Consider the following 15,083-nt stretch of genomic DNA (forward strand, 5'->3'; position numbering starts at 1 on the left):
CTTCGGTCACGCCAGGGGCAAGCTGCCGGGCCGAAGGCTCTGCTTTCGCGCGGGAATGATCCCCGCGCCGAAAGGATCACTGCATCATCGACTTGATGTTGTCGGTCGCCTCGGTGGAATAGACCTGTTTCCAGGCGTCCAAGAGATTGTCCTTGCTGACGGGAAGCGCCGGCAGGGCAACAAAGGCCGGGGCCTCCTTGCCCAGAAGCGCGTAGCCGGCCAGCTTGGCCTCGACCACGCCCGCATCATAAGGGCGCTGCGCACCAAGGCCCTTGATGAAACCACCCTGCGCCATGCTGATCGCCACGTTTTCCCCGAGGTCCACGGTGGTGATGATCAGATCATCCCGGCCCGCAGCCCGCGCGGCCGAAATCACGCCCTCGGCCGGCACATCCCAGACTGCCCAGATGCCCTTGATCGACGGGTTCGCGGTCAGCATCGCCCCCGCCGCCTTTTCCGCGTCGCCCGAAAAGTCCGGCCCGCCGATGCCCTGTTCGTCCACGATCTTGATGTTCGGGTAATCGCTGGCGATGGTCGCCTTGAAGGCGTCATAGCGCTGCTTGGTCACGAAGAAGTCGGCGGCATGGAACACGAGGCCGATATCCCCGCCATCCGGCCCCAGCGCCTTGGCCATCAGATGCGCCGCAGCCACGCCGTTGCCGTAGTTGTCGGCCGAGACAACCGAGACGAAATCCGTGCCCGCCACGAAGCCCGTCGGCACGTTGTCCATGAACACAAGCTTCGCCCCAGCAGCAGAGGCCGCGCGGTAGGCTGCGGCGGTGGCGGTCGGATCGGTCGGGATCGACACGATGATGTCAGGCGACTGCGCCATGATGGTTTCCAGGTCGCTGACCTGCTTTTCCGGCTTGAAGCCGGCGTCGGTGATGGCAATCACCTCGATACCCATCGCGGCGAACTGCGTCTGGAGCCCGTTGATTTGCGCGCGCGCCCAGTCGTTGCCGCCGTAGTGCATGACGATGGCGGCAGAGGCCCCCATCTCCTTGATCTTGGCAATCTCCTCGTCGCTCAGCACAACGGTCGAAGGCGCCGTCGGTTCTTCACCGTTCGGTCCCTTGGAGAGCACGGTTTCCTGCAAGGCGGCCAGTGCGGAGTCAGGATCGGCGAAGGCCGGGGCGTTCAGGCCAAGGGCCAGCGCAAAGGCGGTGGCCGAGCCCAAGAGAGCACGTCTGTTCAGCATCACGTCTTCCTCCCATGGAAGAGATGGGGTCGCCCCCGGTAAAGGGCTTGGCAGTCAGTCCGCCATCGCCCGGTTCAGGTAGTCCTTGCTGATCCGCGCCCCTTCGGCGGGATCGTCCCAGCCGTCGAGTTCGGTGCAAACCCAACCCGCAAAGCCCACGTCCCGCATGGCCTGAAGAATGGGGCCGGTCGGAACATCACCCCGGTCAATCGGCGTGAAGGCAAAGGGCTCTCTTTGGAACCCCTTGAGGTGCACATAGGAAATGCGCGCCGCATGATCACGGATCAGTTGCGCAGGGTCGCCCCCGGCGGCGGCCAGGTGGGCGGTGTCGGGGCAGAAATCGATGGCGGTCAGGTCGAAGATCTTGGCAACTTCGTCCGGGCCTTCCACGATGGTGGACAGGTGCGGGTGGTAATGCGCGCGCAGGCCCCGGGCATCTGCCAGTGCCTTCACCCGGTCCAGCGCCCCGCCCAGCTTGTGGTAATCGGTCTCGCGCACGCCGTCGAAACGCTTTGCTCCACCACCCACCACCAGATGCGGCGCGCCAAGTTCTGCGGCACGGTCGGCGGCCCGGATCACCCGGGCCAGTTCCTCGGGCAGGATGTCGTCGAAGATGAAGTTTCCACCGGCATAGGTCGCGACCAGCGCAAGCCCGTTGTCGGCGAGAAGCCGACGCATTTCCGCAGCCGTCGCGCCCAGCAGGTTGCCGTCGAACAGTTCAACCCCCTGATACCCCGCGGCGGCGATGTCGGCGAGGGCACGGTCCATCGCGCCAAAGGTGAGGTAGCTGAGTTGGGTGATCGAGGTCACGCCCACGGCATTGCCGCCAAGCGCACCCCAGCAATTGGCGTGATACGCCAGCTTCCACTCATCCATCTGTGATCCCCCGTTCGTGGCTCGGAGCGGCCCTGCCCGCTCGACCGATCCGCATGCGGCCTCCTCAGGCCGTGAAAGGCTGCTTACGCTCCGAATCTGCTCTGGTCAACTATTTTCAGTCATATCTACGCTATCTTTTGCTGATTTTCTGCAAAAGTATTTACTTGAACGGCCGAAGGTAGCCAATTATCTCTGTGAGGACTGGCCAAAGGAGCTGTTCTTGCCGCCGTCCTCTGCCGCCCTCGCCGAATCGACGCGCCCGCGCGGCAAGGGACGTCCGCGCACCAGCGAGACGGCAGCGCCGTCACTTGTGGAAATCCTGAACCTCATCAGGAGTGAACGCGCGACCACGCGGCAGGCGCTGGAACGGGAAAGCGAACTCGGCCGGGCTGTGGTGGCGGATCGGTTGCAGCTCTTGTCGGACCTCGGCCTTGTCGATGAAAGCGAGCTTGGGCTGGCCACCGGCGGGCGCGCCCCGCGCCTCGTACGATTTTCGGCCCGGCGCGGGCTGGTGCTCGTGGCAACTCTGGACCAGACGGCGATCGGGGTCGGCGTATCGGACCTTTCGGGCAACCTTCTGACCGAGCATCACGAGGCCGCCGACCTGACTGCCCCCGCCTCTCACCTTGCAGGTAGCCTGTCGGCCCTGTTCACCTGGTGTCTGGAACGGCATGCCACGCCGACCGCGCCTTGGGGCATCTCGCTTTCAGTCCCGGGAACGGTGCCTACTGGGCGCGACGCTCCCTTCTTGACCGCCACCCCCCCTGTCCTGCCCGCGTGGGAGGGATTTCCGCTTGTCGAGACCCTGACCCGTCAGTTCGGGGTGCCAGTCTGGATCCGCTCCAGCGTGGAGACCATGACGATGGGTGAACTGCACGCCGGTGCGGGCCTCGGCCTGCGTTCGATGCTGTTCATCAAGGTCGGGCGCCGGATCGGGGCGGGGATTGTCTGCGACGGGCAGCTTTACAGAGGCGCGCAGGGGGCGGCGGGGCTGATCGGCGCGTTGCCGGTCGTGTCGGACGGCGTGACCGGCACCCTGGACATGATGGCGGGGTCCGACATGATCCAGCGCGAAGGGCGCGCGGCGGCCGAAGACGGCCGCAGTCCGGTTCTGGCCGATCTGTTGCGGCGCGGGGCCGAGATCACGCCGATCGAGGTTTCGCAGGCTGCTCAGGTCGGCGATGCGGCAGCGGCAGTCATTTTCTCGAAATCGGGGCATCTGATCGGGCAGGTGGTGGCCACGCTTGCCAACGCGCTGAACCCCGAGATGATCGTGCTGTCTGGCACCCTTGTTCAGACCAACGACAACCTGCTGGCGGGCATCCGCGAAGCCGTCTACGGCGCGTCCCACCCGCTTGTGACACGCGACCTGCGGATCATCAGGTCGCAGATGGGCAGTTCGGCCGGGCTGGTAGGCGCTTCGCGCGTGGCATCCGAGGCACTGTTCGCGCCGGGTTTCCTCAAGGACTGGATCCTTCAGGGCAAGCCGACAATGCACCCCGATTTCGTTGCCTTCCGCGCTCAGGCCGACAAGCTCGGCGGCCCGCCATCGACCACTGCACCTCCATCCCGGCCGGAGAGGGGCACACAATGACGATTGCCGGACTTGGCCCGCACGGAGAACGCGCCGCCCCGCCGGAACGGGTCAACCTGCTGCCCGAGGATATCGCCGCCGCCAGGATGGTCGCCCGAAGGGTTGCCGTCGCCCTGCACACGCTGGACAGCGACTGGACGCGACTGCAGATTTCCGGAATGCTGGGCATCTTCGGCGATTGCGGGGTGGTCGTGACCGAGGTCGCCGATTGCGGCTTCTCGGCGCAACGGCAGGTGGACGAACTTGATCGCCTGATCGCAGCGGCACCCGACGCCATCGTCGCCCTGCCGGTGGCCAACGAACAGGTCGTGGCGGCCTTCCGGCGGGTGTCTGCCGCGGGAATCCGACTGGTACTGCTGGAAAACGTGCCGACCGGCCTTCTGCCCGGTTCGCACTACACCTCGCTGGTGTCATCGGACAGTTTTGGGCTTGGCATGATGGCCGCCGCTGGTCTTGCACCTCATCTCGCCCCGGGTGCCGTGGTGGGGGTTCTTGGCTTTGCCGCCGACTTCTTTGCCACCAACGAACGCGAGATCGCCTTCACCAACTGGATGCAAGCGAACCGGCGGGACGTGCGAACCCATGTGAGACGGTTCGGCTCGATGGACGAAGCCGCCGATCTGGCCCAGCGGATGATCGAGGATCATCCGGATATCTCGGGCTTCTTCGTGGTGTGGGACACACCGGCGCATGCGGTGGCGAACCGTCTCGATGTCGCAGGCAAAGCCCCCGCAATGGCCACGGTCGATCTGGGAGAGGATGTCGCCATTGCACTTGCGGCAGGTCGGCCATTTGTCAGCGTGGCAGCCCAGCAGCCTCTCCAGCAAGGTGTGGCCGCTGCTCGCACGACGATCCTCGCGCTTCTGGGCCGCACGGTCCCGGCATGGATTGCCGTCCCCGGGGTATCCGTGACCCGAAACAACGTGGCCGACAGCTTTCAGATCATCTGGAGAAAGCCCGCCCCGCGAGAGGTCCTGCGCTTGCTTGGCTTGACAACCTGAAGTCAAAAGGGAACGCACCGGTCCGGAATTGAGCGGTGGGTTCGCACCAGAGGTTGCCGCGGTCGTGATGAAAGGCCGGCCTGCCGGGATGAATTTACGCGAAAGCGCCGCCGGTCACTTACCGCTATGGACCGAAGTCGCCCCCGAATCGCCGGAGCGGAGGATTCAGCCCGCCCCGACCGGCTGTGACAGAAAGCACCCCCCATCAGGGGAAGCAGGTTTCCCCGGCACCTTAAGTTCACGGAATATCCAAAGCCCAGCACCTGGTCCCTACCTTACCACTGCGACGCATGAAGGTAAGTAACGCACGTGACCAACCACATGAGAGACGCCAGGACCAACCCCTATCCGCGTCGGCCCTGTCGCAACTTGCGCCGCCCGATCTGGCCGCTTGATGCGGATGCCAGCTCCTGACCGGGCCTGCGGTATCCGGTCTTCCGCAACGGCAGCGAACCATGCGTTGCTTCGGAATTGACAAAGTTTGATGCTGCGTGCTCGATGGTCCCGCCGCCAGAATGCGCGATCCGGAGAGGTCCCAGATGTCGTTTCGCCCGCCGGAAAGCTATGAAGAGCTGATCAAGCTGATCCACGACCGCTATGACTCGATGTCGAAGTCATACCAGAAGATCGCGCTCTACCTCACTCAGAACCCGAACGACGTGGCGGTGCTGTCGGTCAATGCCATCGGCCAGAAATGCGGCATCCACGCCTCAAGCTTCGTGCGCTATGCGCAGTCGCTGGGCTATCGCGGATTCAAGGAGTTGCAGGCCGTGTTCCAGCGGCGGCTGTCGACGGCGGCGCCCGGCTTCGACGCAAGGGTGCGGGCGCTGGAGGTCGAACTTGGCGGCGCGCGCGAAGGCGACATGGGGTTCCTGGCCGATCTCGTCGCGCGGGACCTCGCCTCGCTGCAGGAGCTTCTGGCCAGCATGGAGCCTGCCGCGCTGGGCCAGGCCGCCGACCTGATCGAGGCGGCGGACACGATCTATCTCCTTGGACAGTTGCGGTCGGCGCCGGTGGTCGATCTGTTGCGCTATGTGCTGACCATGCTCGGCAAGCGCACCGTGCTTCTGGATGCCAGCGGCGGCCTTGCGACGCACATGGCCAGAGCGGCCCGACCGACAGATGTGCTGTTCGTGGTGTCCTTCCGCTTCTACGCGACCGAGGTGGTGAACGTGGCCGAGGAAACCGCCGCGCGGGGCGTGCCAATCCTGGCGATCACCGACAGTACGCTTTCACCCTACGCGAAGCTGGCCAAGGTTCTGTTCGCGGTGCCCGAGCACGAGTACACCTTTTCACGCAGCCTGGCCGCACCGATGTGCCTGGCGCAGGCCCTGTGCGTGGCCGTGGCGGCGCGCTTGCAGAAGGACGGCGGCGAGCCGCGGATTCCAGTGGTTACAGGGCCCTAAAGCCGCATCGGCCCGTCCGGAACCGGCATTCCGCCCGCCACCGCGCCCCAGACCGACTGGTCGAAGTTGACGATGGCGCCGGTCATCAGCCCAGCATCGTCCGACACAAGGAAGTTCACCGCCCGCGCCGCCTCGTTCGGGTCGACCAGCCGCCCGAAGGGCAGCGCGGCGGCGGCCTTGGCCTCCCAGTCGGGATCGCCGCCTTCGGCCTGGATCTCGCGTTCGTGGTCCGAGGCCATCCAGCCGACGTTCAGCTGGTTCACCCGGATGCGGTTGGCCATCACCGAAAACGCCGTGTTGGCGGTCAGCGTGGTCAGGGCCCCCTTGCTGGCGCAATAGGCGTTGATGAAAGGTTGCCCGGCAAGCGCGGAGATCGAGCCGATGTTGCAGATCGCCCCTTCGATCCCCTTGGCGATCATCAGCCGGATCGCCTCCTGCATCAGGAAATAGGGGCCACGGACGTTGGTGGCGAAGAGGGCGTCGAAGGTTTCGGGCGTGGTGTCGAGGATCGTGCCCCGGGCGGTGGAGGCCCCGGCGTTCACCAGCACATCGAGACGGCCGAACAGCCGGTCGGTTTCCGCCACGACCATCCGGCAGTCTTCGACGCGGGAGAAGTCGGCTTGCAGGAAATGCGCCCAGATGCCATGCGCCTCGGCGATCTCGCGGGCGACATGCGCGCCGCGCTCGGCATTCCTGCCGGTGATGACCACGCCCTTCGCGCCCGCCGCCGCCAGCCTGCGCGCGATGGCAGCGCCCAAACCTTGCGTTGCCCCGGTGACGACGCAGACCTTGCCGTCCATCCGGTTCATGCGACGACCTCGTAACCCGCCGCCGTCATCACCCGCATCAGTTCCTTGTGGCCGACCTGCGCCATTTTCAGCGGCGAGTTGGCCTTGGGGTCCTGTTCCGCCTCGACCACGAACCAGCCCTCATAGCCATGATCGGCCAGCCGCTGCACGATGGCCTTGAAGTCCAGCGAGCCATCGCCGGGCACGGTGAAGGCGCCCTTGATCACCGCATCAAGGAAGCTGTCCTTCGACCAGTCGAGGCTGTCCAGCACCGACTGCCGGATGTCCTTGGTGTGGACATGGCGGATCCGGGCGTGGTGGTTGTCGATGGCGCGCAGGACGTTGCCGCGCGCGAAATGCAGGTGGCCCGCGTCCAGAAGCAGTGGAATTCCCTCGCCGGAGTTCGCCATGAAGGCGTCAAGCTCGGGTTCGAACATCACCACCGCGCCCATGTGGTGATGGTAGACGAGGGGCATGCCCTGATCGGCGCAGAATTCGCCCAGCGCCGTGACCTTGCGGGCATAGGCGGCCATGTCGACATCGGACAGCACGGGCTTGGTCGCCAGTGGGGCGTTGCGGAGGCCCTGCACCGACCGCCCGACCTCGCCATAGACGATGCAGGGGGCGTCGACCGCCTTGAAGAGGTCGATCATCGGCTGGATGCGGTCCTTGTTGGCCGCAAGGCTTTCCTCGACCAGCGTGCCCGAAAACCAGCCGCCGCAAAGGGTGACATCGGCCATCTTCAGATAGGGCAGCATCTCGGCAGCGGTTTCGGGGAAGCGACGGCCCTTCTCCATTCCGGTGAACCCGGCAGAGCGGGACTGGCGCAGGCATTCTTCCAGGCTCACGTCGTCGCTGAGGTCGGGCAGGTCGTCGTTCCACCAGGCGATTGGCGACATCCCGAGTTTGGCTTTCAGCATCTTACACTCCCACACGCTGCTTGGCGCGAATCGCGATCTGGCTTTCGCGCGCCTTGTTGACGGTATCCCGGTCGGACACTTCCGGCACCCCCACGTCCCAGTCGGCATCCCCCGGCACCCAGGCATAGGCGTCGGTGGTGATGCTGATCACGGTGGTGCGGTCATTGCCTTGCGCCCATTTGAGCGCAGCCTCAAGGTCGGCAAGGCTTTCCACCTTGCGGGAGGCGGCGCCCATCGCGGCGGCATGGGCGGCGAAGTCGACGTGCAGCGGGTTGGCCTTGTCGGTGATCCGGCAGTCCTTCAGCAGGTTGTTGAAGCCCGGCACGCCCTTGAACTGTTGCAGGCGCGAAATCACCGCATAGCCGCCGTTGTCACAGACGATCACGATCATCTTGTGGCCCGACAGCACCGTCGAATAGATGTCGGAGTTCATCATCATGTAGGTGCCGTCACCCAGCATGACGATGGGCGTGCCACCCAGCCCTCCCGGCCCGGATTGCGCCATGGCGCAGCCCCAGCCCGCAGCGATTTCGTAGCCCATGCAGGAAAAGCCGAATTCCAGGTCGAAGGTATTCGGCGCCTTGACCCGCCAGCCCTTCGCGACCTCTCCGGGGATTCCCCCTGCGGCGGAGATCAGCGTGTCGTTTTCGGCGGCCGACTTGTTCACGACGTTGACCACTTGGGCGTAGGTCGGGATCGGCGCGTTGGTCGGGGTCTGGTGGTCGTCCAACAGCGCGTCCCATTCCTTGAACAGCGCCTTCGCGTGGGGCAGGTGGCCCGCCGACGCCTTCCACGCGCCAAGCGCCGCGTCAAGTTCCGCCACGCTTTCCAGCGCGTCGCCGACCACGGCCAGCGCCCGGTGTTTCAAGGCGTCGAAGCGGGCGGCGTTGATCGAGATGAACAGGGCGTCACGCGAGAAGGCGGTCCATGAGCCGGTGGTGAAATCCTGCAACCGGGTGCCGATGGCGAGGATCACGTCGGCTTCGGCGGCCAGCGCGTTGGCCGAGGTCGAGCCGACGATGCCGATGGGACCGGCATGGACGGGGTGGTAATGCGTCAGCCCGCCCTTGCCCGCGATGGTTTCCACCACCGGGATACCGCGCTCGGCCGCGAACTTCGCCACGGCCTCCTCGGCGCCGGAATAGCGCACGCCGCCGCCTGCGATGATCAGCGGCTTTTTCGCGGTCTTGAGGAGCGCGGCCGCATCCGACACGGCTTTCCGATCCGGGCGCGGGCGCGGGATGGTCCACAGGCGCTCCTCGAAGAACTCGACCGGATAGTCGAAAGCCAGTTCCTGCGTGTCCTGCGGCAGGGCGAGGAAGGCGGGGCCGCAGTCGGCGGGGTCGAGCATCGCGCCAACGGCCTGCGGCAGGGACTGGAGGATCTGGGCGGGGTGGGTGATCCGGTCCCAGTAGCGAGTCACCGCCTTGAAAGCATCGTTCACGGTGATCGAGGGGTTATTGTAGTGTTCAACCTGTTGCAGCACCGGGTCGGGCAGGCGGTTGGTGAAGGTGTCCCCCGCGATCAGGAGGACCGGAAGGCGATTGGCATGGGCCGTCCCCGCCGCCGTCACCATGTTCAACGCGCCCGGCCCGATGGAGGAGGTGGCGACCATGATCTGCCGCCGCCGTTTCGCCTTGGCAAAGCCCACCGCCGCCAGCGCCATCGACTGTTCGTTCTGCCCGCGCCAGGTCGGAAGCCTGTCCTGCACCGCCTCCAGCGCCTCTGACAGGCAGGTCACGTTGCCGTGGCCGAAGATGCCGAACACGCCCGCGAACAGGGGGATGCGCTGGCCGTCGATTTCGGTGAATTGCGTGGTCAGCCAGCGCACAACGGCTTGCGCCATGGTCAGGCGAATCGTTCCGTGGTCCATGATCTCTCCTCCCCTCGGGCTCGGGCGGACCATACACGCTTGCATTGGGTGTTGACAATAGATGTCACAAGCAATGATTATTGCAAAAGTGACTCGGGGGAGGTGGCGGCGCATGTATCGGCAGTTCGGATTGTTCATCGGCGGCCAGTGGCAGGCCAGCGTCAGCGGTGCCACGGCGCCGGTGTTCAGCCCGGTGACGGAACAGTCGCTGGGCAATTGCCCGGTGGCTTCGGTTGCCGACACCGAGGCGGCGTTGGCGTCGGCAGACGGGGGGTTCAGGGCCTGGGCGGCGACGCCCGCCTTCGACCGGGCCGAAGCCCTGCACCGGATCGCCGACGAGATGATCCGGCGGGCGGACGAAGCGGCGCGGATGATCTCGCTGGAAACCGGCAAGCCCATTGCCCAGGCCGGGCGGGAATGGGGTCTGAGCATCGACCAGTTCCGCTGGTACGCCGAGGAAGCCCGCCGCATCTATGGGCGCATCGTCGAAAGCCGCGTTCCCGGCGGGCGGTTCGAGATCCACCACGAGCCGGTGGGCGTGGTCGCCGCCTTCACCGCCTGGAATTTTCCTGCAGCCCTGATCGCGCGCAAGGTCGCTCCCGCCCTTGCCGCAGGCTGCGCCGTCATCGTCCGGCCCTCGTCGCAGACGCCGGGCGTGGCGATGGTGATGGTCGACTGCATCCGTGCGGGTGCCTTGCCTGCGGGCACGGTGAACCTGGTTGTCGGGCCGACGGCGGCAACCTACGCGCCGCTGATGGCCTCCAAGGCCGTGCGCAAGGTGTCGCTGACCGGCTCCACGCGGGTGGGCCAGCAGATGATCCGCGATGCCGCCGCCACGCTGAAAAAGGTTTCCATGGAGCTGGGCGGCAATGCCCCGGTGATCGTCTATGACGACGCGGACCTTGAAGCCTGCCTGAACGTCGCGGTGCCCACCAAGTTCGCCAATGCGGGTCAGGTCTGCGTGACCGGCGACCGTTTCTATGTCCATGACCGCCTTCACGATGCCTTCGTCGATGGCTTCGTGAAGCGGGCGCAGGCGATCAGGCTGGGCGACGGGCTGGACCCGAGCGTGGGCATGGGGCCGCTGATCAATGCGGGTCGCCTGGCCGAGATGGAGAGGATTGTCTCTGGGGCGGTGGCTGCAGGGGCGAAACTCGCTACCGGCGGTGCGCGAGCCACGGGTTTCAACGCGGGGCATTTCTTCGAACCCACGGTCCTGACCCAGTGCACCGACGACATGGCTGTCATGGCCGAGGAAAACTTCGGCCCGATCGCCGCCATTACCCGCTTTGAGACCGAGGACGAGGTTCTGGCCCGCGCCAACGCCAGCGACATGGGCCTGTCAGCCTATGCTTTCACCACGAACCCCGCCCGGGCCCGGCGCACGGTCAGCGCGCTGAAGGCGGGGATGGTCGGCATCAACTCCTTCGCGATGGCGGCCTCCGAGGCGCCCTTCGGCGGCACCAACCACTCTGGCATGGGCCGCGAGGGCGGGACCGAGGGCATCCGCGACTATCTTGACGTGAAATCCAGCCAGATGGTGTGGGCATGATCCCGAACAAGCTGAAAGCGCTCTGGGCCGAGGGGAAGCCGACAATCAACGGCTGGTGTTCCATCGGCAACCCCTTCACCGCCGAGATCATGGCGGCGCAGGGCTTCGACTCTGTGACCATCGACATGCAGCACGGGGCGCTGGACTATTCGCACCTGCTGCCGATGTTCCAGGCAATGCGCGCCAGCGGGGCGACCCTGATGGCGCGGGTGCCGTGGCTGGAGCCGGGCATCATCATGAAGGCGCTGGATGCCGGGGCCTACGGGATCATCTGCCCGATGGTCAATTCTGCCGAGGAAGCCGCGCGCTTCGTCAGCTACTTGCGTTATCCTCCCCTCGGCCAGCGCAGCTTCGGCCCCACCCGCGTCTCTTTCGCTGCGGGGGCGAACTACGCGGGCGAAGCGAATGACAACATCCTCGCCTTCGCGATGATCGAGACGGCGGAGGGCATGGCGAACCTTGACGCCATCGCCGCGACGCCTGGCCTCGACGGGATCTACGTCGGCCCCGCCGACCTCACACTGTCGCTGACCCAAGGCCGCCTCCCCCCCGGCTTCGACCGGGAAGAACCGGAGATGATCGCGGCGCTCCAAACCATCGTGGCCGCCTGCAAGAAAAACGGCCTGCGCGCCGCGCTGCATTGCGGGACGCCGGACTATGCCGCCCGCGCCATCGGCTGGGGGTTCGACATGACCACGGTCGGGGGCGACTCGCGCTTCCTTGCGGCGGCGGCCGGGGCGGCGGTCGCAGGCTTCCGCAAGTTGACCGACGGGGCGGCGTCGAAGACCGAGAAGGGGGCCTACTGATGCCGCATCTTCTGGTCGCCGGGAAGCTGCATCCCTCGGGGCTGGACCTGCTGCAGCAGGCGCAGGACGTGACCTTCGACTATGTCGAGGAAATCTCGGAGTCCTCCTATCAGGCGCATCTGCCGAAGGCGGACGGGATGGTGATCCGCACCCAGCCGCTCGGCGCCGCCTCCATCGCCAAGGCCCCCGGCCTGCGGATCGTCTCGCGCCACGGCGTCGGCTATGACGCGGTGGATGTCCCGGCGCTGAACGCCCGGGGCATCCCGCTCTGCATCGTCGGCGACGTCAATTCCTCGGGCGTGGCGGAACATGCGATGATGCTGATCCTGGCCGCGACCCACCGGCTGATCGCCGCGGACAAGGCCACCCGCAGCGGCGACTGGGGCTGGCGCAACGGGCTGCAAACGCATGAGGTCGCGGGCAAGCGGCTTCTGATCGTCGGCTTCGGGCGGATCGGCCAGAAGCTCGCCGGCATGGCGAAGGCCTTCGGGATGGAGGTCCATGCCCATGACCCCTACATTCCCGCCGACCGCTGGCCCGATCTTGCCCTCCGCGAGCCCGACCTTGCTGTCGCACTGGTCAGGGCCGACGCCGTCTCGCTGCACCTGCCGCGTGCCGAACGGGCGGTCATCGGCCCGGCGGAACTGGCGCTGATGAAGCCCACAGCCGTCGTGGTCAACACCGCGCGCGGCGGGCTGGTGGACGAGACGGCGCTGGCCGATGCCCTCCGTGCGGGCCGCCTTGGCGGCGCCGGGATCGAGGTCTTCGCGGCGGAGCCCCCCGGCGCCGATCACCCGCTCTTCGCGCTGGACCGCGCCGTCCTCACCCCGCACAACGCCGCCCTGACCGTGGAATGCGCCGAACGGATGGCCATCGCCTCGGTGCAGAACGTGCTGGACTTCTTCGCCGGAAAGCTCGACCCGGCCCTTGTCGTCAACGCGGCTGCCATCGGCGGCCTGAAGGAACCTGCAAAATGACCAAACCCCGCCTTCGCATCGGCCTGATCGGCACCGGCTTCATGGGCAAGGCCCATGTCTTCGGCTTCACCTCCGCGCCCCGCGTGTTCGAGCTACCCTATGATCTGGAGCTGCACACCGTCGCCGACATCACCCCGGAAGCCGCCGAACGCGCCCGCGTGACGCTGGGCTTCGCGCATGGCACCGCGCGCTGGCAGGACATCGTGGAAAACCCCGAGATCGACCTCGTCTCGATCACCGCCCCCAATGCGCTCCACAAGGAAATGTCGCTGGCCGCCATCGCCGCCGGAAAGCATGTCTATTGCGAGAAGCCGCTGGCCCCTCTGGCGCAGGACGCGCTTGAGATGACCCTTGCCGCCGAGGCGAAGGGAGTGAAGACGCAGGTCGGCTTCAACTACCTCTGCAACCCGATGCTCCAGACCGCACGCGAGATGATCGTGGCGGGCGAACTGGGCGAGATCCGCGGTTATCGCGGCCTCCATGCCGAGGATTACATGGCCGATCCCGCCGGCCCCTGGGGCTTTCGCCACGACCCGGCGGGCGGCGGCGCGCTGGCCGACATCGGGTCGCACGCGCTGGCCACGGCCGAATTCCTCTGCGGACCGATCACCCGCGTCATGGGCGACTGCGTGACCATGATCGCCGAGCGTCCCGACGGCAAGGGCGGCCGCAAGAAGGTAGAGGTCGACGACCTCGGCCGGGCCTTCCTGCGCTTTGCAAGCGGCGCCACCGGCAGCATCGAGGGCAACTGGATCGCGACGGGCCGCAAGATGCAGCATGACTTCGAGGTCTACGGCACCAAGGGCGCGCTCGCCTTCAGCCAGGAGCATTTCAACGTGCTCCACTATTTCAACGCCGCCGATGCGAAGGGCCGCCAGGGCTTCCGCCGGATCGAGGCCGGGCCGGACCATGCGCCCTATGGCCTCTTCTGCGTCGCCGCCGGGCACCAGATCGGCTTCAACGACCTGAAGGCCATCGAGGTGGCGGGCTATGTCAACGCCATCGCCGGGGCGCCCGAGCCCTTCAACTTCCGCAAGGGCCTGCGCATCCAGACCCTGGTCGAGACGATCCAGACCTCCAGCCGCGAGGGCCGCTGGCTGGAGGTGAAATGACCCTCGGCGTCGGGGTCATCGGCACCGGCGTAATGGGGGCGGAGCATGTCCGCCTCCTGCGCGAGGAAACCGCCGGGGCGGCGCTGGTGGCCGTCTGCGACGCCGATGCAGCGCGGGCCACGGCTGTTGCCGGGGACGCGGCGGCTTTCACCGACCCGCTGGCGCTGATCGCGGATGACGGGGTGCAGGCGGTCGTCATCGCCTCGCCCGACGCGACCCATGCCGGGCTGACGCTGGCCTGCATCGCTGCGGGCAAACCCGTGCTCTGCGAAAAGCCGCTGGCGCCCTCGGCAGACGAAGCGCTGCGCGTGGTGGAAGCCGAGGTCGCCGCAGGCCGACGACTTGTCACGGTGGGCTACATGCGGCGTTTCGACCCGGCCTATGCGGCAATGAAGCAGGCGCTCGACGGCGGAGCCATCGGCGCGGCGGTCCTTCTGCACAACATCCACCGCAACGCCGCCGCCCCCGACTGGTTCACCGGGGCGATGGCCGTGACCAACTCCTTCGTGCACGAGATCGACATCAGCCGCTGGCTCCTTTCCGCCGAGATGACGACCGTGCAGGTCCACGCCGCCCCGGGCGGGGATCCCTTGCTCATCACCATGGAAACCGATGCGGGCCAGATCGTCTCGACCGAGGTCTTCATGAACGCGGCTTACGGCTACCACGTCCATGCCCAGCTCGTCGGGCGCGACGGCACCGTGGAAATGGCCCCGCCGACCACCACGCTGACCAACCGCGCGCTGCACCACGGGCACCAATGGCCGGAAAACTGGGTGCCGCGCTTCCGCGATGCCTACCGCATCCAGATGAACGCCTGGGTGCGCTCCTGCACCGTTGGCCCGCCGGTCGGCGCCTCGGCCTGGGACGGCTACCTCGCCACCGCCATCGCCGAACAGGTTGTCGCGGCACTGGCCACCGGAGCCAGGACCGCCTTGTCCCTCGCAACACCGCCCGATCTCTACCGCTGACCCCGAAGG

At 66.6% G+C, this 15,083-nt stretch carries 13 protein-coding genes; 8 read left to right on the forward strand and 5 right to left on the reverse strand.

The genetic code is table 11. From position 1 onward, the window contains the following. Window positions 1-76 precede the first annotated feature (76 nt). Together JNL31_RS08275 and JNL31_RS08280 are read right to left on the reverse strand one after the other, a co-directional pair. On the reverse strand, window positions 77-1,198 hold the full coding sequence (locus tag JNL31_RS08275; protein ID WP_294972142.1) for a substrate-binding domain-containing protein: 1,122 nt from the start codon (window positions 1,196-1,198) through the stop codon (window positions 77-79). 54 nt (window positions 1,199-1,252) lie between these two features. Next, entirely contained in the window at window positions 1,253-2,074 is an 822-nt protein-coding gene (locus tag JNL31_RS08280) for a sugar phosphate isomerase/epimerase (protein WP_294972144.1), read from the reverse strand. Window positions 2,075-2,294: 220 nt separating this feature from the next. On the opposite strand from JNL31_RS08280, the gene JNL31_RS08285 reads away from it, so the two are divergent. The 3 genes from JNL31_RS08285 (at window position 2,295) to JNL31_RS08295 (ending at window position 6,075) form a co-directional block, all read left to right on the forward strand. Further along, the gene (locus JNL31_RS08285) at window positions 2,295-3,668 is read left to right on the forward strand and encodes an ROK family protein (protein WP_294972146.1); all 1,374 of its coding nucleotides are present in this window, start codon (window positions 2,295-2,297) and stop codon (window positions 3,666-3,668) included. Further along, window positions 3,665-4,669: a substrate-binding domain-containing protein gene (locus JNL31_RS08290; protein ID WP_294972147.1), complete on the forward strand. Its 1,005-nt coding sequence runs from the start codon at window positions 3,665-3,667 to the stop codon at window positions 4,667-4,669. Before JNL31_RS08285 ends, JNL31_RS08290 begins: the two co-directional genes overlap by 4 nt. A gap of 539 nt (window positions 4,670-5,208) precedes the next feature. Beyond that, entirely contained in the window at window positions 5,209-6,075 is an 867-nt protein-coding gene (locus tag JNL31_RS08295; protein WP_294972149.1) for a MurR/RpiR family transcriptional regulator, read from the forward strand. Here JNL31_RS08295 and JNL31_RS08300 read toward each other — a convergent pair. From JNL31_RS08300 to iolD, 3 genes are read right to left on the reverse strand one after another with little or no spacing between them, the layout of a single operon-like run. After that, window positions 6,072-6,884, reverse strand: a complete 813-nt coding sequence (locus JNL31_RS08300; protein ID WP_294972177.1) for an SDR family oxidoreductase — start codon at window positions 6,882-6,884, stop codon at window positions 6,072-6,074. The genes JNL31_RS08295 and JNL31_RS08300 overlap by 4 nt on opposite strands. Next, window positions 6,881-7,783, reverse strand: a complete 903-nt coding sequence (iolE, locus tag JNL31_RS08305; protein ID WP_294972180.1) for a myo-inosose-2 dehydratase — start codon at window positions 7,781-7,783, stop codon at window positions 6,881-6,883. The genes JNL31_RS08300 and iolE overlap by 4 nt, the downstream gene beginning before the upstream one ends. 1 nt (window position 7,784) lies before the next feature. After that, a complete protein-coding gene (iolD, locus tag JNL31_RS08310) occupies window positions 7,785-9,656 on the reverse strand; it encodes a 3D-(3,5/4)-trihydroxycyclohexane-1,2-dione acylhydrolase (decyclizing) (RefSeq protein ID WP_294972182.1) in 1,872 nt (623 codons plus the stop codon). Between the two features lie 112 nt (window positions 9,657-9,768). Here iolD and JNL31_RS08315 point away from each other — a divergent pair, with 112 nt between their 5' ends. Genes JNL31_RS08315 through JNL31_RS08335 form a run of 5 tightly spaced genes read left to right on the forward strand, consistent with a single transcriptional unit; the run spans window position 9,769 to window position 15,074 of the window. Beyond that, entirely contained in the window at window positions 9,769-11,208 is a 1,440-nt protein-coding gene (locus tag JNL31_RS08315) for an NAD-dependent succinate-semialdehyde dehydrogenase (protein WP_294972185.1), read from the forward strand. Then, window positions 11,205-12,014, forward strand: coding sequence for an aldolase/citrate lyase family protein (locus JNL31_RS08320; protein ID WP_294972188.1), 810 nt, complete (start codon window positions 11,205-11,207; stop codon window positions 12,012-12,014). The genes JNL31_RS08315 and JNL31_RS08320 overlap by 4 nt, the downstream gene beginning before the upstream one ends. Continuing rightward, window positions 12,014-12,991 (forward strand): hydroxyacid dehydrogenase, encoded by a 978-nt coding sequence (locus JNL31_RS08325; protein WP_294972190.1) that lies wholly within the window; start codon window positions 12,014-12,016, stop codon window positions 12,989-12,991. Before JNL31_RS08320 ends, JNL31_RS08325 begins: the two co-directional genes overlap by 1 nt. Continuing rightward, window positions 12,988-14,103, forward strand: a complete 1,116-nt coding sequence (locus tag JNL31_RS08330; RefSeq protein WP_294972192.1) for a Gfo/Idh/MocA family oxidoreductase — start codon at window positions 12,988-12,990, stop codon at window positions 14,101-14,103. The genes JNL31_RS08325 and JNL31_RS08330 overlap by 4 nt, the downstream gene beginning before the upstream one ends. Next, window positions 14,100-15,074, forward strand: coding sequence for a Gfo/Idh/MocA family oxidoreductase (locus tag JNL31_RS08335; protein WP_294972194.1), 975 nt, complete (start codon window positions 14,100-14,102; stop codon window positions 15,072-15,074). The genes JNL31_RS08330 and JNL31_RS08335 overlap by 4 nt, the downstream gene beginning before the upstream one ends. The last annotated feature ends 9 nt before the right edge of the window (window positions 15,075-15,083 follow it).

The organism is Tabrizicola sp. (assembly GCF_016792905.1).
Taxonomy (GTDB): Bacteria; Pseudomonadota; Alphaproteobacteria; order Rhodobacterales; family Rhodobacteraceae; genus Tabrizicola.